20 protein-coding genes and 3 tRNA genes are annotated in these 24,335 nt (G+C 66.9%); 7 read left to right on the forward strand and 16 right to left on the reverse strand.

The window, feature by feature from the left end:
• Together tuf and I5731_RS06925 are read right to left on the reverse strand one after the other, a co-directional pair.
• The gene (gene tuf, locus I5731_RS06920; RefSeq protein WP_197309634.1) at window positions 1-1,191 is read right to left on the reverse strand and encodes an elongation factor Tu; all 1,191 of its coding nucleotides are present in this window, start codon (window positions 1,189-1,191) and stop codon (window positions 1-3) included.
• Between the two features lie 281 nt (window positions 1,192-1,472).
• Window positions 1,473-1,546: transfer RNA gene (locus I5731_RS06925), tRNA-Gly, on the reverse strand.
• A 280-nt stretch (window positions 1,547-1,826) separates the two neighbouring features.
• Between I5731_RS06925 and I5731_RS06930 the strand changes: the two genes are divergently transcribed.
• Window positions 1,827-3,218, forward strand: a complete 1,392-nt coding sequence (locus I5731_RS06930) for an RtcB family protein (protein WP_197310644.1) — start codon at window positions 1,827-1,829, stop codon at window positions 3,216-3,218.
• Between the two features lie 59 nt (window positions 3,219-3,277).
• On the opposite strand, the gene I5731_RS06935 is transcribed toward I5731_RS06930, so the two are convergent.
• Window positions 3,278-3,362, reverse strand: a tRNA-Tyr gene (locus tag I5731_RS06935).
• Between the two features lie 222 nt (window positions 3,363-3,584).
• Here I5731_RS06935 and I5731_RS06940 point away from each other — a divergent pair.
• Window positions 3,585-4,394 (forward strand): TrmH family RNA methyltransferase, encoded by an 810-nt coding sequence (locus I5731_RS06940; RefSeq protein ID WP_197310645.1) that lies wholly within the window; start codon window positions 3,585-3,587, stop codon window positions 4,392-4,394.
• A 91-nt stretch (window positions 4,395-4,485) separates the two neighbouring features.
• A tRNA-Thr gene (locus I5731_RS06945) sits at window positions 4,486-4,560 on the forward strand.
• 63 nt (window positions 4,561-4,623) lie between these two features.
• Here I5731_RS06945 and I5731_RS06950 read toward each other — a convergent pair.
• The 3 genes from I5731_RS06950 to I5731_RS06960 all read right to left on the reverse strand — a co-directional run bounded on the left by I5731_RS06950 (window position 4,624) and on the right by I5731_RS06960 (window position 11,193).
• A complete protein-coding gene (locus tag I5731_RS06950) occupies window positions 4,624-8,604 on the reverse strand; it encodes a PIN domain-containing protein (protein WP_197310646.1) in 3,981 nt (1,326 codons plus the stop codon).
• A gap of 167 nt (window positions 8,605-8,771) precedes the next feature.
• The gene (locus tag I5731_RS06955) at window positions 8,772-9,956 is read right to left on the reverse strand and encodes a caspase family protein (protein WP_235981610.1); all 1,185 of its coding nucleotides are present in this window, start codon (window positions 9,954-9,956) and stop codon (window positions 8,772-8,774) included.
• Window positions 9,957-10,023: 67 nt separating this feature from the next.
• Window positions 10,024-11,193: an OmpA family protein gene (locus I5731_RS06960; protein WP_197310648.1), complete on the reverse strand. Its 1,170-nt coding sequence runs from the start codon at window positions 11,191-11,193 to the stop codon at window positions 10,024-10,026.
• A gap of 256 nt (window positions 11,194-11,449) precedes the next feature.
• Here I5731_RS06960 and I5731_RS06965 point away from each other — a divergent pair, with 256 nt between their 5' ends.
• Window positions 11,450-13,126 carry a serine/threonine-protein kinase gene (locus I5731_RS06965; protein WP_197310649.1) on the forward strand — a complete coding sequence of 559 codons (1,677 nt, stop codon included), beginning with the start codon at window positions 11,450-11,452 and terminating at the stop codon, window positions 13,124-13,126.
• Between the two features lie 19 nt (window positions 13,127-13,145).
• Here the strand turns inward: I5731_RS06965 and I5731_RS06970 are convergent, their stop codons facing one another.
• The gene (locus tag I5731_RS06970) at window positions 13,146-13,739 is read right to left on the reverse strand and encodes a hypothetical protein (protein ID WP_197310650.1); all 594 of its coding nucleotides are present in this window, start codon (window positions 13,737-13,739) and stop codon (window positions 13,146-13,148) included.
• 242 nt (window positions 13,740-13,981) lie between these two features.
• Between I5731_RS06970 and I5731_RS06975 the strand changes: the two genes are divergently transcribed.
• Window positions 13,982-14,272, forward strand: a complete 291-nt coding sequence (locus I5731_RS06975) for a helix-turn-helix transcriptional regulator (protein WP_197310651.1) — start codon at window positions 13,982-13,984, stop codon at window positions 14,270-14,272.
• A 28-nt stretch (window positions 14,273-14,300) separates the two neighbouring features.
• Here the strand turns inward: I5731_RS06975 and I5731_RS06980 are convergent, their stop codons facing one another.
• On the reverse strand, window positions 14,301-15,491 hold the full coding sequence (locus I5731_RS06980; RefSeq protein WP_197310652.1) for an Mrp/NBP35 family ATP-binding protein: 1,191 nt from the start codon (window positions 15,489-15,491) through the stop codon (window positions 14,301-14,303).
• A 379-nt stretch (window positions 15,492-15,870) separates the two neighbouring features.
• On the opposite strand from I5731_RS06980, the gene I5731_RS06985 reads away from it, so the two are divergent.
• Window positions 15,871-16,263, forward strand: coding sequence for a c-type cytochrome (locus I5731_RS06985; protein WP_197310653.1), 393 nt, complete (start codon window positions 15,871-15,873; stop codon window positions 16,261-16,263).
• A gap of 165 nt (window positions 16,264-16,428) precedes the next feature.
• Window positions 16,429-16,869 (forward strand): hypothetical protein, encoded by a 441-nt coding sequence (locus I5731_RS06990; RefSeq protein ID WP_197310654.1) that lies wholly within the window; start codon window positions 16,429-16,431, stop codon window positions 16,867-16,869.
• Between the two features lie 112 nt (window positions 16,870-16,981).
• On the opposite strand, the gene I5731_RS06995 is transcribed toward I5731_RS06990, so the two are convergent.
• The 8 genes from I5731_RS06995 to I5731_RS07030 all read right to left on the reverse strand — a co-directional run bounded on the left by I5731_RS06995 (window position 16,982) and on the right by I5731_RS07030 (window position 24,321).
• Window positions 16,982-18,253: an FCSD flavin-binding domain-containing protein gene (locus I5731_RS06995; RefSeq protein ID WP_197310655.1), complete on the reverse strand. Its 1,272-nt coding sequence runs from the start codon at window positions 18,251-18,253 to the stop codon at window positions 16,982-16,984.
• 17 nt (window positions 18,254-18,270) lie between these two features.
• Complete coding sequence (locus tag I5731_RS07000) at window positions 18,271-18,585, reverse strand: c-type cytochrome (protein ID WP_197310656.1); 315 nt, start codon at window positions 18,583-18,585, stop codon at window positions 18,271-18,273.
• A 142-nt stretch (window positions 18,586-18,727) separates the two neighbouring features.
• Window positions 18,728-19,078: a thiosulfate oxidation carrier complex protein SoxZ gene (gene soxZ, locus I5731_RS07005; protein ID WP_197310657.1), complete on the reverse strand. Its 351-nt coding sequence runs from the start codon at window positions 19,076-19,078 to the stop codon at window positions 18,728-18,730.
• Window positions 19,075-19,560, reverse strand: coding sequence for a thiosulfate oxidation carrier protein SoxY (locus tag I5731_RS07010; protein ID WP_197310658.1), 486 nt, complete (start codon window positions 19,558-19,560; stop codon window positions 19,075-19,077). Before I5731_RS07010 ends, soxZ begins: the two co-directional genes overlap by 4 nt.
• Before the next feature lie 519 nt (window positions 19,561-20,079).
• Window positions 20,080-21,084, reverse strand: coding sequence for an IS30 family transposase (locus I5731_RS07015; protein WP_268926563.1), 1,005 nt, complete (start codon window positions 21,082-21,084; stop codon window positions 20,080-20,082).
• A 182-nt stretch (window positions 21,085-21,266) separates the two neighbouring features.
• The gene (locus tag I5731_RS07020) at window positions 21,267-22,250 is read right to left on the reverse strand and encodes an ABC transporter substrate-binding protein (protein ID WP_197310660.1); all 984 of its coding nucleotides are present in this window, start codon (window positions 22,248-22,250) and stop codon (window positions 21,267-21,269) included.
• 32 nt (window positions 22,251-22,282) lie between these two features.
• Window positions 22,283-23,404 carry an ABC transporter permease gene (locus tag I5731_RS07025; protein ID WP_197310661.1) on the reverse strand — a complete coding sequence of 374 codons (1,122 nt, stop codon included), beginning with the start codon at window positions 23,402-23,404 and terminating at the stop codon, window positions 22,283-22,285.
• Complete coding sequence (locus I5731_RS07030; protein ID WP_197310662.1) at window positions 23,401-24,321, reverse strand: ABC transporter permease; 921 nt, start codon at window positions 24,319-24,321, stop codon at window positions 23,401-23,403. Before I5731_RS07030 ends, I5731_RS07025 begins: the two co-directional genes overlap by 4 nt.
• Window positions 24,322-24,335: the final 14 nt, after the last annotated feature.

Genomic DNA, 24,335 nt, shown 5'->3' on the forward strand with positions numbered 1-24,335 from the left:
TTACTCGATGATCGTGGCGACGACGCCGGCGCCGACGGTGCGGCCACCTTCACGGATGGCGAAGCGGAGCTTCTCCTCCATGGCGATCGGCACGATCAGCTTGACGGTCATCGCGACGTTGTCGCCCGGCATCACCATTTCCGTGCCCTCGGGCAGCGTGACGATCCCCGTCACGTCCGTGGTGCGGAAGTAGAACTGCGGGCGGTAGTTGGTGAAGAACGGCGTGTGACGGCCGCCCTCTTCCTTGGTCAGGATGTACGCCTCGGCCTTGAACGTCGTGTGCGGCGTCACCGAGCCCGGCTTGCAGAGGATCTGCCCGCGCTCGACGTCTTCACGCTTGGTGCCGCGCAGCAGCGCGCCGATGTTGTCGCCGGCCTGGCCCTGGTCGAGCAGCTTGCGGAACATCTCGACGCCGGTGATCGTCGTCTTGGTCGTCGGACGGATACCGACGATCTCGACTTCCTCACCCACCTTCACGATGCCGCGCTCGACGCGGCCGGTCACCACCGTGCCGCGGCCCGAGATCGAGAACACGTCCTCGATCGGCATCAGGAACGGCTGGTCGATCGGGCGCTCGGGCTGCGGGATGTAGGCGTCGACCGCCGCCATCAGCTCCAGCACCGCGTCGTGGCCGAGCTTCGGATCGCCATTCTCGAGCGCCACCAGCGCCGAGCCCTTGATGATCGGAATGTCGTCGCCCGGGAAGTCGTAGGACGACAGCAGCTCGCGCACCTCGAGCTCGACGAGCTCCAGCAGCTCGGGATCGTCGACCATGTCGCACTTGTTCAGGAACACCACGATCGCCGGCACGCCGACCTGGCGGGCGAGCAGGATGTGCTCGCGCGTCTGCGGCATCGGGCCGTCGGCGGCCGAGCACACCAGGATCGCGCCGTCCATCTGCGCCGCGCCCGTGATCATGTTCTTCACGTAGTCGGCGTGGCCCGGGCAGTCGACGTGGGCGTAGTGACGGTTCGCCGTCTCGTACTCCACGTGCGCCGTGTTGATCGTGATGCCGCGCGCCTTCTCTTCCGGCGCCGCGTCGATCTGGTCGTACGCCTTGAACGTCGCGCCACCCGTCTCGGCCAGCACCTTCGTGATCGCGGCCGTCAGAGACGTCTTGCCGTGGTCGACGTGCCCGATCGTTCCGATGTTGCAGTGCGGCTTCGTCCGCGCAAATTTTTCCTTGGCCATCGTCTCGTCTCTTTCCGAAGTGTCGCAAAATTCCGGGTAACCGGACCAGCCGGCGGGTCGAATAGTTTGTTTCACGCCGCGGTTCAAGTCCCCAGCGCCGATTCCGGCGCGGGGTGGCGTGCGTCGCAAGTCCGTTGCCCGGGGGTGCTCCCGGCGGCCCATGTGGGGTGGCCGACATGAAACGGCGAGGATGACGCCAGCATGACAGCCCTGCGGCCGCGCCGCGGCGAGGCCGTCGGTCAGGCGCGGTGGAGGCGGCCGGGCAAGCGATGCGGAGGGCGTGGAGCGGGTAGCGGGAATCGAACCCGCGTATTCAGCTTGGAAGGCTGCTGCTCTACCATTGAGCTATACCCGCGACCGCACCGATCATAAGCGGCGCGCCGCCGTCTGGCGAGCCGGTTTCGCGCCGCCGCGCCCCGGCCGGCGCCGCTGCGGACCCTCGTGGATCCGCCGCATCGCCGATGGCGCCGGGTATTAGCATATGGCGGGGACGTTTCAAGTCCTCCGCGGCCGGCGCGCCGGAAAGCCGCCGTTCCGCCGGTCCCGCGCCCTTGGCGGGCGCGCGGCAGAGGCGTACAACATCGCCCCCGCAACCTGCCAGTCCTGGGACCGACCAGCCCGGAAAGCGATACGAGATGACGACGGAGCACGGCGCAATCACCGGCGCAGACCTCATTGCCTGGGGCTTCAAGCCCTCGCGGCGGTTCGGCGACCTGATCGCCGCCGCCAATGCGATGCGCAATGCCGGTGACGACGACGGCGCGATCCAGGCGCATCTCGCAAGCCTCGAGACCGCCGCCGCGCCGATCCCCATCCGCACCAACGCGATCCCATTCGGCGTCTTCCTCGACGCCGACGACGAGGCGGAGCAGGCGAACCGGGCCGCGGTGATCGCGCACATGGATGCGCTGATGCGCGTGCCGACGATCAAGGCCGGCGCGGTGATGCCCGACGCCTGCCCGTCCGGCGTGTCGCCCGGCACCATTCCCGTCGGCGGCGTCGTCGCCTGCGAGGACGCGATCCACCCCGGCTTTCATTCCTCCGACATCTGCTGCTCGGTGGCGATCACCACGCTGAAGCGCCACGACGACCCGAAGCGCGTGCTCGACGTCGCGCAGCAACTGACCCACTTCGGCCCCGGGCGGCGCAAGGACATCGTGCCCGCGCCGCGCGACATCGCGGCGGCGTTTGCGGCGAACCCGTTCCTGCGCGACATCGACCCCGACGCGCAGTTCGCCACCCAGGGCGACGGCAACCACTTCCTGTTCGTCGGCACGCTGGGCAAGACCAGCGAGCGGGCCATCGTGACGCATCACGGCAGCCGCGGCCCCGGCGCGATGCTCTACAAGCGCGGCATGGCGGCGGCGAAGCGGCACACCGGCATCGTCGCGCACCGCGTGCCGGAACATCAATCCTGGCTGAAGGCCGATTCGGACGCCGGGCGGTCGTACTGGGAGGCGCTGCAGATCGTGCGGCGCTGGACCAAGGCAAGCCACTTCGCGATCCACGAGATGATCGCGCGCGCCCTCGGCAACCGCATCGAGGACCAGTTCTGGAACGAGCACAACTTCGTCTTCCAGCGCGCCGACGGCCTCTACTACCACGCCAAGGGGGCGACGCCGTCGTTCCGCGGCTGGTGGGGCGACGGGGCGAGCGACCAGCGCGACACCGAGCTGACGCTGATCCCGATGAACATGGCGGCGCCGATCCTGATCTGCGCGCCGGGCGACAACGCCGAAGCGCTCGACTTCGCGCCGCACGGCGCCGGGCGCAACATCGGGCGCAAAGCCTTCATGCGCGGCAACCCGGACGCGCTGGCGCCGCCGCCCGGCATCGACCTGCGCTCCTATTGCGGCCGGCTCGACCCGTCGGAACTGCCCGCCGCCTACAAGGACCACCGGGCGGTGATCCGCCAGATCGAGGCGTTCAAGCTCGCGCGCGTCGTTGACCGGATCGAGCCGCACGGCTGCATCATGGCGGGAGACTGGGAGGCCGACGCGCCGTGGCGCACGGGCAAGCCGCGCTGAAGGCGGCGCCGGGCGGGCGGTGACGATCGGGCGTGTCGACTGGATAAAAAGGCGAGAGATGGTGGGGGAAGTAGGACTCGAACCTACGAAGGCGTAGCCAGCGGATTTACAGTCCGCCCCCTTTGCCGCTCGGGACATTCCCCCACGTCTCGCCCGGGGCGCACCTGAATGCGGGCCCGAGTTTGCCCGGCGAAACAATGCCCCGCCGGACGGGCGGTGTTATGGCGGGGGGTCGCCCCCCTGTCAACCCGTCCCCGGCGGCGATTTAGCTTTGCCTGCAACCCTGTCCGGCCGATCCCGCCGGCCCCGCGCAACTTCCCCGCCGCGGCGCTTGGCAGCGGGCGCGGCGCACCGCTATATGGCGCGATGACACAGGAAAACTCCCGCCCGCCCCGCGCCCGCCCCGGCCGCGCCGCGCCCCCGCAAGGCTTTCGCCCGCGCCCGAAGCGCGAGCGCACGGCCGGCGAAACGCTCTATCTCTACGGCCTGCACACGGTCGAGCTCGCGCTGAAGAACCCGCGGCGGAAGGCGATCAAGCTGCTCGCGACACGCAATGCCGAGGCGCGTCTCGCCGAACGATTCCCCGAGGGCCTGCCGCTCGCCGCCGAGAACACCTCGCCGCCGGCTCTCGACAAGCTGCTCGGCTCCGACGCGGTGCACCAGGGCGTCGCGCTGGAGACCCGGCCGCTTGCCCCGCTCGGCTTTCGCGACCTGCCCGACGCGCGCCTCGTGCTGGCGCTCGACCAGATCACCGACCCGCACAACGTCGGCGCGATCCTGCGCACCGCGACCGCGCTCGGCGTCGACGCGGTGATGACGACCGCGCGGCACAGCCCGGCCGAATCCGGCGTGCTGGCAAAATCGGCGTCGGGCGCGCTCGACCTGATGCCGATGATCGAGGTGCGCAACCTCGGCGACGCGCTGGATGAGATGAAGTCGGGCGGCTACATGGTGATCGGCCTCGACAGCGAGGGCCCGACCCCGCTCGAGGACGTCGCGATCACGGCGCCGGTGGTGCTGGTGCTGGGTGCCGAGGGCAAGGGCCTGCGCCAGCGCACGGCGCAGCTCTGCGACGCGCTCGCCCGGCTCGACATGCCCGGCCCGATCAAGAGCCTCAACGTCTCCAACGCCTGCGCCCTGTCGCTCTACGTGGTGCGCACCGCGCTGAACCGCTGACCCGGGCGGGGCGTCAGCCGGCGGGCGGGGCCCCGCGGACCGGCAAAACCGCGTTGAAATTCCACCGCCAAAACGCTAATCCCACCACCGGGCCGGCATAGCACAGCGGTAGTGCAGCGGTTTTGTAAACCGAAGGTCGGGGGTTCGATCCCCTCTGCCGGCACCATTTTTTGTCAGAACAGAATTTCCAGTAGACCGTCAAATGTTCTTTCATTGACATCACTTTTCACTACTTTATTGATTTTCTACGCTTTCTCTTAGCTTTCATCGATCCACTGATCTGTTGACGAACCGTGAGATCCAAATATTCTAGTGACTGGTTGGACCGCCTTTCAATTTCCCGAGCCGCAATAGCGACATCTTCAGCGGGTAGAAAGTGGCCATTAATCCAATCAACAATGTAGCTTCGAACATAAGGCAAGGAATTTCTTTGCACCAAAGCCAATACGATGGCCCAATCGTTTGTCCTGTAGCGAATAAGGCATCGCAATAGAATGCTTGTTGCCTTCATGCAGTAAAGATCCGCGTGACCTTTTTTTCTCCAAATTCTATTCATCACCTCTGTTGCAACGGCGATGTGCGATCTTATTTCAGCATTTTGGGTCCCGATAAAATTTGCGACATCTTTAAAGCTACTGAGGTCTCGCTCGTAGCCCTCATCAAAAATTGCCAGTATAACATCTGCGTCTAAAGCTAAATGCTCATGTCGTCGAGAGGCAAGTTTCGCCACGAGTTCGGCATAGCGTCGATGATCGATCATTCCTCTGTCGAATGCGAATGAGAAGACAGCCTGCAGCCAAACGCCCCTTACGCCGCATGAGACTGATGCGAGTTGGCGATAGTGCATGTCTTCTGAAACAAGGATGTAATTTTCCCCTGCCAAATTGGCTGAATCTAAAACGTGACCGCCGAACACTTTTGCAATCAGAGCCGCAACGTCTGTGGGTTCGTCTGGAGCAATGACCGGGCAAACACTACATTTTGACTCGATTTTCCTGATCTGATCGACAATGTAATCGCGCCGTACACATCGATCTTCTGCCGTCTGTTCTTCACGAAAAAATTTTCCATTGTGCCATGTTAGCGAAACTGACTGTCTATTATTTGCATCATATTCATCCCGAAGATTTTTAATCTCGTCGATAGTTGTTTGGGGAATTACCAGCAATCCAAAAACAGATTCAAGCACATCAAATGCGTCCATGGTCGCCAAAGTCCAAGCCGTGTAGGTATCGACTACCGCGCCGGAGTATTGACGGGCATAGAGCAACTTAGTTGCTGCGAACCGCTCATGCTCGGTGCCGGTGCAGGATCGGATATTGAAATCAAGAAATCGCAAGTAGTCTGCGAACTGTATATCGTCGCGGGAACTGTTTGCGACAACGAATTTTATTGGAATATTATTTACTAGGTAGAGATCGGCAAGCCGTCGGTTACCTTCCGCCACTCGGCGAACTTGATCGAGCGCTGGTTGAATGTCACCGTCTTGGAATGGAATTGCATAGAACCCCTTCGCGTTCGGGAACCGGCTTTCAAAGTTGTCAATAACGTCGTGGAGGGCGTGAAGATACTTATGTTTGATCTCGGCGACGCACCACCGTCGCGTACCGCCGTGCCCGAGGGGCATCTCGAATTCGTCACCGACTCGAAGATTCAGCGCTGCTTTCGCCAGTAGATGAGAGGGGCTCAAAATATCATCCGCCGGACGATCCACCCCATCCTCGATAAGAAAAGCGTGACGCTCTTGCCGATCGCTCTCGAGACGAACCCACGTATCAACAGCTACAGCATCCACCAAAGGAATAAGGTCCTCCTCGGGATCGACCATAATTAACCCAAAATATCGAAGGACGACCCTATGATCATTTCGTGCTGATTGGAGAACTTTATAAGCAAACTCGAGCGCCTGAGAGCCCCTGCCAATCATCCTCATGACCTGAGCCAAATACATCTTTTGACTGGGCGTTCCTTTGACCGTCTCCAGATCAATATCATCGACAATTGCCTTCATCTCGTCTCCGCGGTCAAGGCGGTGAAGAACCGAGAATAAGGCAATAAAACTTTCGAGATCGGGCTGAACCGTTGCAGCCTCCCGCAACGCGATTTCTGCTTCGGGCAGAGCACCGCGATTGAAGTGGAGTAGGCCTTTAGCTTGCAGGAAATAAGGCAAATTTGCCACTGCCGGGGGCAGGCGCTTGAAGAAGGAAAGCGCACGCTGACGAATTGGACTGTCATTGACGAAGGCACGCGCAAGCATTCGCAATTCGCTGCTGTCGTGATCTTCTGCAATTTTGCCTGCCAGCAAATTGACGACGATTGCGGCATCACCTCGGCAGTGGGCGTGATGCGCCACCATCAATCGATCAGCCATGTGACTGTTTTCATCAATTAATCCTAGCGCCGCTTCAAATGCGGCGTCGGCAATATCCTCCATCTTGTCCCGTCGCGCGAAGTCCGCGACCACGATGCTCGCCCGGGCATCATTCGCCGCCGCATCTGCTACCGCGGCGATCTCACTCCTGCGCTTTTCCGGATCGTCGACACGGATTTTGATCGCCGCGAGCTCGGCAGTTGCCGTTATAATCGGCATCTCAGTCGCAGGGATAAGAGGCACATTATTCGCGAAAAGTTCTACAACCTCAGTCCAGTTGGCTCGTTCCGCGTGAAAGCGAAACTTCAAAACTACGCTATCATGAGTAACGGGTAGTCTCGGGAGGAGCTCGCTCGCCAACGCATCGTCGCCCGCTTCGATAGCGACGACGGTTGCCCGTATAAGTAAATCTGCGTCAGCGGGAGCAAGAGCGATACCTTGGCGGGCGACATCACGCGCCTCAGAAAACTCATCAAGTGCAGCCAGGCCGACGATAACATTTCCGCACAGCGCAATGTCTTCTGGCCGCAGCGGGCCGTCACTCACACGCTCGCGATCCCATTGGGATTTGAGCGTCACAGTGGCCGCCCTTAACCGCTGCCGCTCCGTCATATGTAGGACGCGCATCTGCAGGAAGCTGGAGCTTGTCAAAATTTCATCGAAATCTGCCTCAGCTGCAAATTGCACAGCAGTGGGTTCGGACGGATAGTCGGCAACGAGTCGCCGGGCATGACCCCACCAAGTTCCAGATGCCCCGCGACGCCTGACGAAGTCGACCCATGCAATTTGCACGGACGCGGTTTGACGCAGTTGTTCCGGCACCAGCCCGAGAGGATCGGTTATTGTCATGTCGAACCGGGCCGCTTGAACGAGATAGCCAGCAAGCCACTCGTTCGCCGGATCGATCTCAAGTTGTGACTTGCCGAACGCTATCAGTTGTTGCCAGTCGCCACGCAGGAGAAGACCAAACGCCTTATTGGCGATCGCCTTCGGCTCATCCTGGGCGTGCTCGTACGAAGAAAGTAACATTTCGGCTGCTTTCTTGTCCTCATTGAGGGCCATCAAGCAGTGACCAATGTTCGCCTTGATGCGAAACAAGATGCGGCCGGATGCGCTAGCTTCAATGCGAGCTAACAGCCTCTCCAAAAGAGGCATAGCGGTCAGCGTCTTGCCGGCATCGTTTAGCTGACGGTACTCGTCAATCTCCGCATCTAAATGCGCTTCGAGAGCGCTAACTTCGATGGTGCCATCTCCAGGCCGGTTAGCGTACCGCCTGTCACTATGGGCAATCATCTCTATAACTGTAGAAAATCCAACGGCGACGCTCGAAGAAATCGATTTGGTCTCTGCTAATATTTCTTCCCCAAACATTGTGAAAGTTGGATCAAATTCTTTGCGCGCTGCGGCGTATTCGCTAATTCTCTCCTCCAGTGTGTTCCAGCCCCACACTGAAACACGCATTCTCTTGCCTTCTGTCGCAAGCTCGCTCGTGATCAATCGCGCAAGCTCTTGCATCACGACGTCATCCGGAGCGGTTGTAGTGATGTAAAATTCCCTAAGCATAGGCTTAAAGGTCAGCGCTTTTTTTACCTCACCAACAACTTCGTCTTTCGAAAGCGTATGCCCTTCTGTCTTAAGTTTACACTGAACTCCTACATGCCAATTCGTATCGCCGTCTCGTATGCCTGAAAGATCGACGCCGTTCTGCCTCTGCCCCCGTCGGCCGTTCCGTTGGACGGAAGGATCATTGAGCAGACAGCGCCATAAGACGACTGAAGCTCGTTCAAAGGCCTGCTCATCGGCTGGCTTTGATATCTGCGTTGCAGCAAGTAGAGACATTGGAACTTACATCGAAGCGATTCGCGCCTTTGCGCACTCAGAACACCTTACCATCTGATGTGGCCAGCATATCGCAGATTGGGCTCAGGCATTGAGGAGATACCGGAACCCTTGAAGTTGCAGTGGGCTCTAGAATCGCGTTCAGTCCGGCCATTTCAGTCCCTACCTCACCTGCACTCATTCCGCGCCCACTCCCCCAGCGCCACCTTGAACCTCGCCCCATACGGGTGCTCCAGCCGCAGCACGTTCTCCCCGGCGGTCTGGTAGGTGCGGCCCTGGACGCAGAGGCGGTCGCGGGTCCATTGGTGGCAGGAGGAGCACTGGGCGTCCCAGTATTCGCGCGGCAGGCCCTCGACCGGGCTGTAGAGCGGCTTGCCCTCGATGAGCTGGCTGAGGCTCATGCCGTCGATGGTCGGGTCGCCGAAGAGGACCGGGGCGTCGAAGAATACCGGGCCGCTGCCCGCAAGGCCCGGGACGCTGGCGGCGGGGTCGGTCGCGGCGGCGCGGGTCTCGCCCGCCGGCGGGGTGTCGGCGCCCGGGGGATTGGCACCGGGGAGTGCGGCGGCGACGCGGTCGGCGGCGTCGGCGGGGTTCAGCACGATTTCGCCGGTGAGCGAGGCGTTGATCCACGGGCGCTGGGCGCCGCCGGTGGCGCGGTAGACGTCGCCGGTGACGCGGGTCATCACCGTGGTGAGCGGGGTGTTCGCCGCGGCGAGATGGTCGACGAGGGCGGCGGAGAACGGCGAGTTGGCGCCGGCGCCATCGAAGGCGACCGCGTCGGGGCTGGTGGCAAACGCGATCAGCGTGTCGGTGCCGGCGCCCTCGACGCGGATCTCGGCAAGGCCGCTCTGCGCGGGCAAGGCGCTGCGCTCGGCGAAGGCGGCGGCGAGCGGATTGTCGCGGCAGGCGTCGAGGAAGACGAGGCGGACGCCGGTGTCGCGCGACATCTGCCGGAGCACGAAGTCGACCGCCACGGTCTCGAAATCGAGCGAGATGTCGTCCTCGAGGGCGGCGTCGACGGGGACGAGGTAGTTGGCGCCGCCCGCCTGCATGCCGTGGCCGGCATAGAAGAACAGCGCGACGTCGGCGCCGCGCACCGAGGTGGCGTAGTCGGCGATCATCGCCTGGGTCTCGGCCTTGGTGAGGTCGAAGCCGGCGATCACCTCGAAATCGAGCCCCGTCAGCACGTCGCGGATCGCCTCGCCGTCGCGCACCGCGTTGACGAGCGGCGGGGCGTTGACGTAGGCGCCGTTGGCGAGCACCAGCGCGACGCGGCGGTCGGCATGCGCCGCGGCGCCGGCGGCGGCGAGGATCAGGGCGGCGAGCGCGAGCCGCCCGAGCAGTCTTGCCATCACATGCATCGGTCCCATCATCCTCGTCGGCCGCCTTCTGGCGGGGAGCCTCGGCCCGTTTCGATCGTCAGTTGCCGAGCGGGCGCGCGACGAACTCGATCCGGCGGTTGAGCGCCTTGCCGCGGGCGCTGTCGTTGCCGGCGATCGGGCGGGTTTCGCCGTAGCCGGCGACGCTGACCTGGCCGGACGGCACCCCGGCGGTGGCGAGGAAATCCGCGACGGCGGCGGCGCGGCGTTCCGACAGGCGCTGGTTCTCGTCGGCCGGGCCGTCCGAATCGGTGTGGCCGGCCACCTCGACGCCGAGGCGCGGGCATTTGCCGACGACGTCGAGCACCTGGCGCAGCAGCGGGCCGCTTTCGGGGTCGAGCCTGGCGCTCGCCGTGGCGAAATAGACCGCGCCGGTGCGCGACAGCACCTCGAAGCGGTTGAGGCATTCCTCATCGCTGAAATCGGCGCGCGCCGCGTCGGTGACGACGGGTCCGGCGACGGCGGGGGCGGCAGCCGCGGCGGCGGGGGCCGCGGCGGCGATCGAGGCGGCCGGGGCCGGCGTCGCGGCGCCAGGGGCCGACGAGGGAGCGGCGGCGACGGCGGGCGGCGCGGTGCCGTCGTCGGCGGCGAAGATCAGGTCGAACGACACGGACGCCGACGGCACGATGCTGTCGACCTCGGCGGCCTCTTTGAGCTTCTCGAGGCCCGGCAGCAGGTCGAAGTCGGCGACCGCGACCGAAACCGGCGCGCGCGAGGCGACGGAGACCATCGTATCGGTGACCATCGTCACCACGACGTCGGCGGTGAGGTCCTTCTCGACGCCGTGCAGGTTGAGGCGGAACGGCAGCGGCATCGTCAGGCGGCGCTTCGTCTTGAGGTCGGCGAAGACGGCCGGGTCGATGCGGGCGGTGAGGCTCGCGGCGGGGAACTTGAACGTTTCGAAGAACAGAAAGCGCATGCGGACGTTGCGGATGTCGACGCCGGTATCGACGGAGTTGAGGTCGATCGTGACGAGCGCCTCGCCGCCGGCGGTGACGATCCCGCTGAGGTTCCGGACCGCGTTGGTCTCGACGATCGAGTTCTTCTTGATCGACTGGTAGGTCAGCGTCGACGAATCCGGCACGAGCAGCCAGTCGGTCGCGGCGGCGGCGGGGCCTGCAGCGAAGCCCGCGACGAGCGCGAGGGCCGCGCCGAGCCGGCGAATGACCGAGCGCCGTGCGCGGCCGGTTCGGTGTCCGAAACTCCACATCTTCAGCGTATCCCCCGCGATCGGCGCGTGCCGTCCGTTTTCCGGATCTGGCTGCTGCCGCTGGATTTCGATTTCAGCACATATCCGACAAATTTGCATCGATCTCGGCGCGGCCAATATCCTCCCCGGTCGATGCTTTCGGCGCTAGAGTAGGCGTTGCCCGGGCCGGGGCGACACGGGCCGGCGGCGTCGTGCTATCGTCGCTTTACGGGATGCGCGGACGGCAGTTGTCCGACCGGTTCGGAACGAGGCGTGAATGGACGGCGACGAGGCCGGGACGGCGATCGGTGGCAGGCCCGGGGCGACGAACGGGACGGGAGGCGGCGGGGCGCCACCCGAGGCGACGGCGACCCTTCGCGTGCCGCGCGGCACGCTGCTCAACGGCATCTATGCGATCGACGACCTCATCGCCGAGGGCGGCATGGGCGAGGTCTATCGCGGCCACAACGTGCAGACCGACGATCCGGTGGCGATCAAGCTGCTGCAGCCCTGGCTCTCCAGCAATACCGACGCGATCGGCCTGTTCCGGCGTGAAGCCTCGGTGCTGCACCGGCTGGCGCACGAGGCGATCGTGCGCACCTATGTGTTCTCGATCGAGCCGTCGCTCGGCCGCGCCTATCTCGCGATGGAATATGTCGACGGGCCGCCGCTGTCGGAGCGGCTGCGGCACGGGCCGCTGTCGGCGGACGAACTCGGCTTGTTGCGCCGGCGGCTCGCCTCGGCGCTGGCGCTGACGCACCAGCACGGCGTCGTGCACCGTGACATCGCGCCCGACAACGTGCTGCTGCCCGGCGGCGACGTCGCGGCGGCGAAGCTGATCGATTTCGGCATCGCCCGCAGCGCCTTCGACGGCAACGGCACGATCATCGGCGGCGGATTTGCAGGGAAATACAACTACGTTTCGCCGGAACAGCTCGGCCTCGCCGGCGGCAGCGTGACGGCGAAGTCGGACGTCTACAGCTTCGGCCTGCTGCTCGCCGAGGCGGCGCTCGGCCGGCCGCTCGACATGAGCGGCAGCCAGGCGGCGATCATCGAGAAGCGGCGCACGGTGCCGGATCTCGCCGGCATCGCGCCGGAGCTCGCCGGGCTGATCACCGCGATGCTTCAGCCGCTGCCCGACGACCGGCCGACGATGGCGGAGGTGGCCGGCTTCGTCGCGCCGGCGCCCGTGGTCGCCGCGGCGGCACCGACCCGCCGCCCGGGCAAGGCGCCCGCCGTCACGACGGCCGCGCCGCCGGCCCGATCGCCGATGCTGCGCCTCGGGCTCGCGGGGCTCGCCGGCGTGGTCGTGCTGGGTGGTGCGGCGGCGCTGCTGCTGCGCGGCGGCGAGGCGGAAGCGCCGCCTCCGGCACCGCCGCCGATCGCTGCCGTCACGCCGGCCGCGCCGCAGGCCCCGGCGCCGCAAGTGCTGCCGCCGCCGGTGGTCGTCACCGCGCCGACCGCCCCGGCCCCCGCAACGCGCCCCGAGGTGGCAGCGCCTGCCACCCTGTCGCCACCAAGCCTGCCTCCGCCGGCGGCGGAGATCGCCGAGCCCCCCGCCCCGCCGGCGGCGGTCGCCGAGCCCGCGAGGCCTGTCGCCGTACCGGCCCCGCCGACCGTCACCGTGACGCCGCCGATCGGCGCGGCGCTCAGGCCCGCGACGCCGCCGCGCGCGCCCTACCCGGCGCTGACGCTGCCGACCGCCACTGTCGACCAGCCGTACCGGGCCGCCCTGCCCGGTTTCACCGACGGCATCGAAACGGGCCGGCTGAAGGTGGCGCTGGTCGGCGACCTGCCGGCCGGCCTCAGCTTCCGCGACCTCGGCTCGGGCTTTTCCGAGATCGTCGGCACGCCGCGCCAGACCCGCTCGGCGACCTTCGCGCTCGTCGCCCGCGACACCGACGGCGCCGAGACACGCATGGCGGTGACGTTGCCGATCGACGCGGGGCCCTGACCGGGCCGCCGGCGGTGCGTCATTCCCAGATGGTCGAGATCGCGCCGAGCGAGGCATCGGCGGCGGCGCGGGCGAGGTCGACGGTGCCGCCGACCACCGCGCGCTTGCCTGAGCGCAGGGCGTCGCCCGCGCGCGAAACCAGCGAGGCGGGCTCGGCGACCGCCTCCGCGACCGGGATCGGCTCCACGGTGAACAAGGCGTCGAACGCCGGCGGTGCCGCGTCGGCGTAGACGGCGACGAGCGGCAGCGGCGGGGCGGGACGTGTGGGGGGAACCGGTGCCGGCCGCGCGGCCACCGCGCTTGTCGCCGGCGCCTCCGGCCGCGGTTGCGGCTCGGGGTGAACGTCAGACATGCCGGTGCGGGCAGGGCGCGCATAGTCGCCGATGCCCAGCGCCGCTTCCGAGAGCGGCGCGCGCGCCGTCTCGTCGCGCCGGTGCACGGGGGCCGGTGTGTCGAGATCCGCCCGGACCTCGACCATCGCGCCCGCCGCCGGGTTGCTGCGCGTCTCGACCGTCACGGCGGACCGCTGCGGGGTGTCGCGGGGGCCGAACACCGGCGCGATCAGCGCGATGAAGAGCCCGATTGCCAGCGTCGATCCGATGGTGCGTCGCATGATCCCGTCCGATCCCTCGAGCCGCGGGTGGCGGCTCGTGGCCGCCTGCCCTCACTGGACGCCATGTCTGCCCGAGAAATTGGCGGAGAAAAGGCCGGAACCCGGCCCGCAACAGATGGTTACATTTTTTGACGCATGCGGACGCCGCCGCGACGGCGGGTCGGCGCATCAGGTTGCGCTCGCTTGTCCCGGGCGGCCGGGTCACAATGGCAGGGGACGACAGGATGCAGGAGAACGGCACCATGACGATCAGCGCGGCACAACTTCGGGCGGCCCGCGGGCTGCTCGGCTGGTCCCGGCGCAAGCTCGCCGAGACCGCGCGGATCGACGGCAGCGAGATCGCCGCCTTCGAGGACCGCGGCGTCGCGCCGTCGGACCCCGCCGGAGCGGCGATCCGGCGGGCCCTGGAGGCCGCGGGAATCCTGCTGCTGCCCGTCGATGGCTACGGCGAGGGCGTGCGCTTCGCCCGGCCGCAGGCTTCCGCCGACGAAGGCATCCGGCCCGAGGATCTCAACTCCGCCAACGACGGTTGATTTCGGCGGCCGACCGGCCGCCGGCGCGTCATTCGATGACGATCTTCGGCGCCGGGCGGGCGAGGCCGCGGACTTCGGCGACGCGCGCCCAGACCGCGCGGGCGATCTTCTCGTAAATCCCGGCATGCACGCCGTCCGGCTCGGATTCCACCACCGGCCGGCCGGCGTCCGAGGTCTCGCGGATCGCGATGTGCAGCGGCACCTCGCCGAGGAACGGCACGCCGAGGCGCTCGGCCTCGCGCCGCGCGCCGCCGTGGCCGAAGATGTCGTGGCTGGTGCCGCAGTTCGGACAGACGAAGAAGCTCATGTTCTCGACGATGCCGAGCACCGGCACGTCGACCTTGCGGAACATGTTGAGGCCCTTGCGGGCGTCGATCAGGGCGAGATCCTGCGGCGTCGAGACGATCACCGCGCCGGCGAGCGGCACCTGCTGCGCCATGGTGAGCTGGGCGTCGCCGGTGCCGGGCGGCAGGTCGACCACCAGCACGTCGAGCTCGCCCCAGGCGACCTCGCGCAGCATCTGGGTGATCGCCGACATCACCATCGGGCCGCGCCAGATCATCGGCGTCTCTTCCTCGACGAGGAAGCCCATCGACATCGCCTTGAGGCCGAAGCCCTCCATCGGCTTGATCGTCTTGCCGCCGATCGTCTCCGGGCGGCCCGAGAGGCCGAGCAGGCGCGGCAGCGACGGGCCGTAGATGTCGGCGTCGAGGATGCCGGTGCGCAGGCCGAGGCGCTTCAGGCCAAGGGCGAGGTTGACGGCGGTGGTCGACTTGCCGACACCGCCCTTGCCCGAGGCGACCGCGATGATGGTGGCGACGCCGGGCACTCCCGGCTTCTGCGGCGCGGCGGGGGCAGCGCCGGCCGGCCCGTGCGAATGGCCCGGGCCGTGCTGATGCCCGTGCTGGTGATCATGGGGGGGACGCCCGGCGGCGGGCGGGCGCGGCGGCGGAGCGCCCTCGCCGGGGCGGCGATCGGCTGTGAGCATCACCGTCGCCTTGTCGACGCCGGGCAGCGCGGCGACGGCGCGTTCGGCGGCGACACGCAGCGGCTCGAGCTGGTGCGCCCGCTCGGACGGCACGGTAATCGAGAACATCACCTTGCCGCCGGAGATGAAGATTTCCGACACGAGGTTGCGGCCGACGATGTCGCCGGCGCCGTCCGGCGCGGGCACGCTGCGCAGCTTGCCGAGGATGTCGTCTTTCGTCACGCCTGCCATTCGTCCGCTCCGCTATGCCGCCTGCGGCGATGCCGCGCGGCGCTGGGCGGACCCGTGCCGCCGGCTTCGTCCGGCTCACCTCATACATGATCCGCCGCATATGGGTAGCCGCGACGTCGCTGTCGCCCCCTTTCCCCGGACCCATTGCCGCACCGACGGTTTGGCTTTGTCTTCTTTTCCCGGAGGCCCTATTTTTTGAGCGAGTTTCGTCCTTGGAACGCCTCCAGAGTGCTTGCCATTCAGTGGCCGTTCAGGCGAAACGTCATAAAGCTGCCGGCGTCGGCCACCCTCGCCGAGGGCGCGACGATAACGGCAGACGCGAGGCGGCTCCGCTCCTTCCGCTCGCTGACATCTAGGTTGAGGAACGACAAGGAAACCCATGATGAAGACAAGTCTGGTACTGGCCGCCGCCGTCCTCGCTCTGTCCGCGGCCGGCGCGCATGCCGAGGGTGATGCTGCAGCGGGCGAGAAGGCATTCCGGAAGTGCGCGGCCTGCCATGCGGTCGGCCCCGATGCCAAGAACAAGGTCGGCCCGGTCCTCAACGGCCTGCTCGGCTCCGTCATCGGCAAGCACCCGGAGGACTACAAGTTCTCCCCGGCGCTGGTCGAAAAGGGTGATGCGGGCGAGACCTGGAACGACGAGAACCTCGCCGCCTGGCTGAAGAACCCCAAGGAATTCGCGAAGGGCACCAAGATGGCGTTCGCCGGCCTGAAGAAGGACGACGAGATCGCCGACATCATCGCGTACCTGAAGACGTTCCCGGAGAAGTGAGCCGACGCGCAGCGCGCGAAGGCTTTTTTCCAGTGATGCAGAAGAGGCCGGGTCGATCAGACCCGGCCTTTTCGCGTTCGAGGCGGGGCGCTGTCGGCTCGCGCGGATTTCATCGAGAAACCGCTATCGCCCTTCTCCCAATCAGATCGTTGCTTTCAGGATCGGATGACGGCCATGTTTTCTATTCGTCTCGAAAACGACCCCGTCCGATTTGAAGGTCGGGAGGTCTATCAGGGGTTTCTGACTCTAAATCATCACTCTGAGCGATTCTATGCACCAATATCTTATTGGACGAGAGAGAAATATACTCGCCAATGGCGAGAAGGTCTTATGAGAGCAATCTCTGGACAAACTGGCGCGCTCGTCACAGCACTACCCAATCCGGAAGATGCCGTGTTTATCGAGTGGTGGCCAATCCATCCTGCAGGCGAACGGTTTATATTCACAAATCAGATACTTATTCTCAATAAAATCGAAGAGGAATTCAATGAGAACAATATCTACAAGTACGCAACGGAACTGTCCGCCACAGCTGCTGGAGAAAATCCTATTTCCAAATGGGAAGTATCAAGGGAAAGCCTGGAGAACGGATTGAGCCAGATTTGATGATCAATTCTCCACTTGCTTAGCAAACCGCGAGCCTGTTCCCGGCACTTCAAGACCTTTTTGAGTTTGCCGTTCAAGGCCCCGGGATCGAGGACGCGCGGCGCCCCCTTGCTCAGGTCGCGAACATCCCCGCCGTGATCGCGCCGTACCACGCCTCGCTCTCCCGCGCGGCGGCGGCGCGCTCTGCATCCGGTTCGCCGGGTTGGCTGACGAAGTCGGCCGTGGTGGTGATCTTGCCCTCGGCCGGCAGGTAGAGCGCGCCCACCTTGACGCAGTCCTCGGCGGTGATCCGGCTCCAGCAGGTGTTGAAGTAGCGCGGTTCGATCGTCGGCCGGCCGATCAGGTCGGCGGCGATCGCGGTTGCCGCGACCTTCGCCTGGCTCGAGGCGGCGAAGGCCGACTTCGGCATGTCGCCGGCCTTCGAGGCGTCGCCGAGCACGAAGACGGCGGCGTCGAGGGTCGAGCGCATCGAGGCGGCGTCGACCGGGCACCAGCCGCTCTCGTCGACGAGGCCGGCCTGCTGCGCCGTGATCCCGGCCTTCTGCGCCGGGATGACGTTGACGAGCGCGCCGGTGAAGCTGTCGAGGTCGGCGACGACGGTGCGGGTGTTGACGTCGATATGGTCGATGCCGCCGTGGACCGAGGGCGGCAGCCACTCGACCATGCCGGGGTAGTGGCGCTGCCAGCCTTCCATGAACAGCGCCTGCTTGGAGAATTTCTCTTTCGCATCGAGCACGACGATGCGCGCCTTGCTGCGGCCCGACTGCTGCAGCGCGTAGGCCATCATGGAGATGCGCTCGTAGGGGCCGGGCGGGCAGCGGAAGGGGTTGGGCGGGGCGAGCATGACGATGGTGCCGCCATCCTCGACCGCATCGAGCTGCGCCTTCAGGAGCCGGGTCTGCGGCCCGGCCTTCCAGGCGTGCGGCAGCAGCTCGGCCGCCTCCGCCGAGTAGCCGGGCACCGAGGCGTAGTCGAGCTCGACGCCGGGGGCGACCACCAGCCGGTCGTAGGCGATCGCCGGCCGGCTTGGCGTCGCGACGCTGCGGCGGTCGCGGTCGATGCTGGTCGCCCGCTCGGTGACGAGCTCGATGCCGAGGCCGGCGAGCCCGCCGTAGCCGTGGCCGAGGGATTCGAAGCTGGCGAGGCCGCCGAGGTAGAGGTTCGAGAAGAAGCAGGTGACGTAGCGCTCGTCCTGCTCGATCAGGACGATGTCGAACGCGCCCGGGTGCGCCCGCGCCAGCGTCACCGCGAGGGTCGCGCCGCCGGCGCCGCCGCCGACGATGACGATGCGCGGGCGGGCCTGCCCGCGGGCAACGGCGGGGGCGGCGAGGGTGGCGGCGCCCGTCGCCAGGGCTTTCAGCAGATCGCGGCGGTGAATGGTCATCCGTGTCCCCTCCCCGCTCAAGGATGCGCGACGACGTAGGCGGCGAGGGCCGCCAGCGTCGGGTCGTCGAGGCCGCTGGTCACGGCGTGCATGACCGGGCTCGGCAGGCGCTGCTCGCGGTAGTCGCCGAGCAGCGTCGCGACCTCGTCCGCGCTGCGGCCGGCGAGCGCCGGGATCTCGGCGTTGGCGGCCGGGCCGTGGCAGAGGCCGCAGGTGCCGGCGAGATAGGCGATACGGTCGTCGCCGGAGGCCGAAGCCGGTCCGGCAAACGCCGGCGCCGCGCACGGCAACAGGACCAGCGCCGCGAGCGCGGCCGCCGAATGAAGCCTCATTGCGTTCCCCCTCCTGAGGGCCCGGCTCGTCGCGGCCGGATTGCCCTTCGTCGGCGACGTCGCGTGCCGCCGCTGCAAAAAACTCTACGCCCGGGCGGCGGAGATCGACCAGTGGAATTCGGGAACTTCTGCCCGGGTGCGACTACGGCGCCGGGGCGTCGGCCCCCGTGTCGGCGAGGGCGATGTCGGCCGTCGCCGTGGTGCGCACGCCGGCGTCGTCGATCCAGAGAAAGCTGAAGCGGCCGGCGCGCTCGACGCGGGCGGAGAATTCGAGGAACGGGTTCGCCGCCATCGCCGGGGCGAGGTCGCAGGCGAACACCAGTTCGCCCTCGAAGCGGCATTCGAAGCGGTTGACGATGTCGCGCGGCACCCGCGCGCCGTCGTCGCCGCGGCGGAAGCCCGACTCCATGCGGTGGCCGAGCAGCGTGCGGATGCGGACGACGTCGCCGGGCCGGGCCGTGGCCGGCAGCTTGACCCTCGGTTCGCCGCTCATGTCGCGTCGCAGCCCCCGACGGTGACCGCGATCGGCCTTGAAGCCGTGAGCACCGTGCCGTCGGAGAGTTTTGCCAGCGCCGTCAGCGTCTGGTCGCGCGCGACGCGGATGCGGGTGGTGACGTCGGCGGCGCCGCTGAGGCGGGTGAAGTGGAACGTCGCGACGCGGACGAGCGGGTTTTCGGGGGCGAGCAGCACCATCGCCGTGACGAAGCGGCCGTCGCCGAACGACTGCTCCACCGCGAGCCGGACGGGCACGTTGTAGCCGTCCTCGACCGCGGGCTCGACCTCGAGCACGAGCGAGCCTTCCTGCGGCGTCGCCGCCCCGGCGAAGGCGGCGATTTCCTCGGCGAGGGTCGGCCCTTCGATGCGGGCGCGGGCGGGAGCAGGCCAGGCGGCAAACGCGGCCGCCGTGGCGCCGAGCGCCAGCGTCTCGCGCCGGCTCATCGGCCGGGCCGGGTTTTTGGTCGTCGGCGTCGTCACACCCATCCTCCAGATCCGCGCGTCTATCGGCTGCGGTTGGGATGGAGCTTAGCCTGCGCGGCGGGGGGACCGGAAGCGGGGCACCGGATCGTGATCGGGGCGGTCTTGATACCGGCCTGCGCAGCCATCGGGCGGCAGGGCGCGGTCCAGGAACCACAACCTCTCACCCCGTCTTCGCCGGGCTTGACCCGGCGACCCACTCGCGGCGCGGCGCGCGAGGTCGCTGGCGGGAAACCTCGATGTTCTTCGGAGGGATCATTGATCGCTGCGAGGCCATTGGGTTGCCGGGTCAAGCCCGGCAAAGACGGTGGAGGGGCCGTGGGTTGCTGCTGGTTCTCGTTTTGCCGCGCGGCTTCAGGAGCAAAAACAAGCCGTGAACACTCCGCCCGGCCGCCTCGTGAATGGTCCGCCTGCGCGGACCAAGACAAAATTTCTGTTTCTTTTCAAGTGGCCCGGCCGCTGTGGCAAACCCTGAACACATCTTTTGGTTGTCATGGTCCGCGCAGGCGGACGCAGGAGTCACGTTTGAAGTGCACCATTGTTGAGGCTTGAGAATACCTCGTCGGCGGCTGCGTAGGCGAGAACCTTGCGCGGTGTGGCGTTGTAGGCGGTGACTGCGGCTTGGAGGTGGTGTGGGGGAATGGCGTCGAGGTCGGTCTTGGACGGCAGTGCTCGTCTGAGGCGCCCGATGGCATTTTCGATGCCGCCCTTTTGCCAGGGTGCGTGGGCATCGCAGAAGTAGGTGGCGACGCCGCAGCTCTCGGCGAGGCGATAGTGGTGGGCGAACTCGCCGCCGTTGTCGAAGGTGACCGAGCGCCCCAGCGAGGGTGGCAGGGTGCGGAAGAATGCCGTGAGACGGTCGGCGATGGTTGCCGCGCTCTTGTCGGGGATGCGCCAGGCGAGGGTGAAGCGCGAGACCCGTTCATGGAGGACGAGGACGGACTGCCGGTTGCGCCGGAAGGTCATGAGGTCGCCCTCCCAGTGACCCGGCTCGGTCCTTCCGGCGACGGCGGGCGGGCGCAAGGTGATGGAAACGCGGTGCTTCATCAGGTGGACGAGGCTGCCGCCGCGCGGCTTGGGATGGCCGCGTCGGCGGGTCGCGCGGTGCAGCAGCCGTCGCCAGGACGGATCCCGGCAGCGCGAGCGATGGGCGATGAAGCGATAGATGGACTCGTGGCTGACGATCGTGCGACCGTTTTCGCGCGCCAGCCGGCCGGCGACCTGCTCGGGTGACAGTCCCATCGCAAGGCGTCGCTTGACCTCGGCCGCCAGATCCGGCTGGCGCGCCAGCTTGAAGCGGGCATCCCATTTCCGGCGCCGCGCCGCCAGCCCGTCGGCCCGAGCCCCGTCGTAGGCCCCCCTCCACCGCTTGGTCGGCCGGGCATTGCGCCGGACCTCCCGACTGATCGTCGACCGCGACCGGCCCAGCCGGATCGCGATCTGGCTCTGCGACAGACCTTCGCTCAGCAAAAGGTCGATCGTCATCCGCTCCCGAAGCGAGAGCTGGTCATAGCATTGTCCCATCGCAGCAACACCTTAGCAGATGTTGCACTTGTCTCGTGAACCCGCGGACCACCCACGGGGGCCCACGGAACACCCTTCGAGAGGCAGGCGGCGCGGCTCGCGGGAACGCCCTCCCCCCCCGCCAAACGAGAAGAGGCCCCGGTCGCCCGGGGCCTCCCAACGTCCGAATTTGCGCAACCGGCTCAGAGCTTGTTGGTGACCGCGTGGCTCCAGGCGCCTTCCGGGGTCTTGGTGATCACGGGGTCGGAGCCGCCGCCGAGCAGGATCTTGACGGTGCGCTCGTAGTCGGCCGGGTCGAGGGTGCCGTCGGAACCTTCGGTGAGCTTGTTGATCTCGCCCATCATGCGCACCTGGTGCGCCTCGGTCTGCGCGCCGGTCTCGTCGTTTTCGAGCACGATGCCGGCGGCTTCCTCGGTGTTCTCGCGGGCGTAGGCCCAGCCCTTCATCGAGGCGCGGACGAACTTCGCCATCTTGTCGACGAAGGCCGGGTCCTCGAGGTTGGATTCGAGCACGTAGAGGCCGTCCTCCATCGTGGCGACGCCCTGCTCCTCGTACTTGAAGACGACCAGCTCTTCCGGCGTGATGCCGGCGTCGATGACCTGCCAGTATTCGTTGTAGGTCATCGTCGAGATGCAGGCGGCCTGCTTCTGGATCAGCGGGTCGACGTTGAAGCCCTGCTTCAGGACGGTGACGCCGTCGGCGCCGCCGGCGGTCGGGATGCCGAGCGTCGCCATCCAGGAGAGGAACGGATACTCGTTGCCGAAGAACCAGACGCCGAGGGTCTTGCCCTTGAAGTCCTCCGGCTTGGTGATGCCGGTCTCCTTCAGGCAGGTCAGCATCATGCCCGAGGTCTTGAACGGCTGGGCGATGTTGACCAGCGGCACGCCCTTCTCGCGGCTGGCGAGCGCGGAGGGCATCCAGTCGACGACGACGTCGGCGCCGCCGCCGGCGATCACCTGCGGCGGGGCGATGTCGGGGCCGCCGGCCTTGATGGTGACGTCGAGGCCCTCCTCCTCGTAGAAGCCCTTGTCTTTTGCCACGTAGTAGCCGGCGAACTGGGCCTGGGTGACCCACTTCAGCTGCAGCGTGACGCTGTCGGCCGAAAAAGCCGGGGCGGCGGCGAGCAGCGTCGCAAGGCCGGTCGAAAGAGCCAGAATGCGCTTCATTGTTGTTCCCCTCTCTGATTTGGGCCCCCGCCCTACCGCGCGCGGAAGGACGGGTGCCAGAACGTCACCAGCCGCTCGACGAGGCTGACGAAACCGTAGAACAGCGAGCCGGCGAGCGCCGCGACGGCGATCTCGGCCCAGACCATGTCGATCGCCATGCGGCCGACCTCGGTCGAAATGCGAAAGCCCATGCCCACCGTGGGCGTGCCGAAGAACTCGGCCACGATGGCGCCGATCAGCGCCAGCGTCGAGTTGATCTTGAGGGCATTGAACACGAAGGGCATCGCGGCGGGCAGACGCAGCTTGGTCAGTGCCTGGCCGTGGCTCGCCGCATAGGTGCGCATCAGGTCGCGCTCCATGCGGCCGGCGGCGTCGAGGCCGGCGATGGTGTTCACCAGCATCGGGAAGAAGGTCATGATCACCACGACGGCGGCCTTCGACGGCCAGTCGAAGCCGAACCACATCACCATGATCGGCGCGACGCCGACGATGGGCAGCGCCGAGACGAGGTTGCCGACGGGGAGCAGCCCGCGCTTCAGGAATGGCACCCGGTCGATGGCGAGCGCCGCGAGGAAGCCGCTGCCGCAGCCGATGGCGTAACCGATCAGCACCGACTGCAGGAAGGTCTGGCGGAAATCGGCGAGAAGCGTCGGCCAGTCGGAGAGGATCCGCGCCCACACCTGGCTCGGCGCCGGCAGCAGCACCTGCGGAATGGCGAAGCCGCGGCAGGCGAGCTCCCAGAACAGCAGCAGCCAGGCGCCGAACAGCAGCGGCACGGCGACGCCGACGAGGCGCTGCAGCGCAAGGCCGCGCGGGCGCGCCGCCGACAGCGCCGCGCAGGTCTGCCAGCCGAGCGTCCAGGCGCCGAGGACGAGCAGCCAGAACGCCGGTGTGAAGCCGGCGCGGGCGGCGGGCATCGTCCAGACCAGCCAGCCGAGGGCGGCGACGGAGGCGGCGCCGAGCACGACGAGGCCGGTGCCGCTGCCGCCGAGGCGAAGTCCGGCGCGGGCGGCGACGGGGAGCAGCAGGCAGAGCAGGATCAGGTTGCGCTCGGCGGCCGAATGGCCGAGCGCGACCAGCACCAGCGCGCCGAGGCCCGCCGCGATGGTGACGAGGAGCAGCAGCGGGATCTTCGGCCGGGCGGCGGCGGTCATGGCCGCACCCCCATCCGCGCCAGCACCAGCTTTTCGGCCAGCGACACGATGGCGATCAGCATGGCCGCGAGCAGCGAGGCGGCGACGAGGGCCGACCAGATCTGCACGGTCTGGCCGTAGTAGGAGCCGGCGAGCAGGCGGGCGCCGAGGCCGGCGACGGCGCCGGTCGGCAGTTCGCCGACGATGGCGCCGACGAGGCTGGCGGCGATCGCCACCTTCATCGAGGTGAACAGGAACGGCACCGAGGACGGCAGCCTGAGCTTCCACAGCACCTCGGCCGGCGTCGCCGAATAGGTGCGCATCAGGTCGAGGTTGATCACGTCCGGCGAGCGCAGCCCCTTCACCATGCCGACGGCGACGGGGAAGAACGAGAGGTAGGTCGAGATCGCCGCCTTTGGCATCAGGCCGGTGATGCCGACCGCGTTGAGCACCACGATGATCATCGGCGCCAGCGCGAGGATCGGGATGGTCTGCGAGGCGACCACCCAGGGCATCAGGCTCTTGTCGAGGGTGCGGCTGTGCACGACGGCAACCGCAATCAGGATGCCGAGCAGCGTGCCGGCGATGAAGCCGGCGAGGGTCGAGGAGAGCGTGATCCAGCCGTGGTAGACGAGGCTGCGCTTCGAGGTCGGCGCGGTGGCGAAGGTCCACTTCCAGAAATCGGCCGCGACCTGGTGCGGCGCCGGCAGCACGGGGCGCTCCTGCGACAGCGTCGCGGCGGCGAGGTCGGCAAAGCCGTAGTCGGTGACGCCGGCACGGGCGAACATGTCGCGCTGCACCGGCGTGTTGAGGAAGATCGCCCCGGCGTACCAGACCACGACGATCGCCGCGAGCACGGCGAGCACCGGCACGGCGTGGCCCATGATCCAGCCGGTGCCGCGCGGCGCGCGAACGGGGTTGACGGCCGCCGCGGTCATCGCATCACACTCCG

The sequence above is a fragment of the Methylobrevis albus genome, from assembly GCF_015904235.1.
In the GTDB taxonomy this organism is placed as follows: Bacteria; Pseudomonadota; Alphaproteobacteria; order Rhizobiales; family Pleomorphomonadaceae; genus Methylobrevis_A; species Methylobrevis_A albus.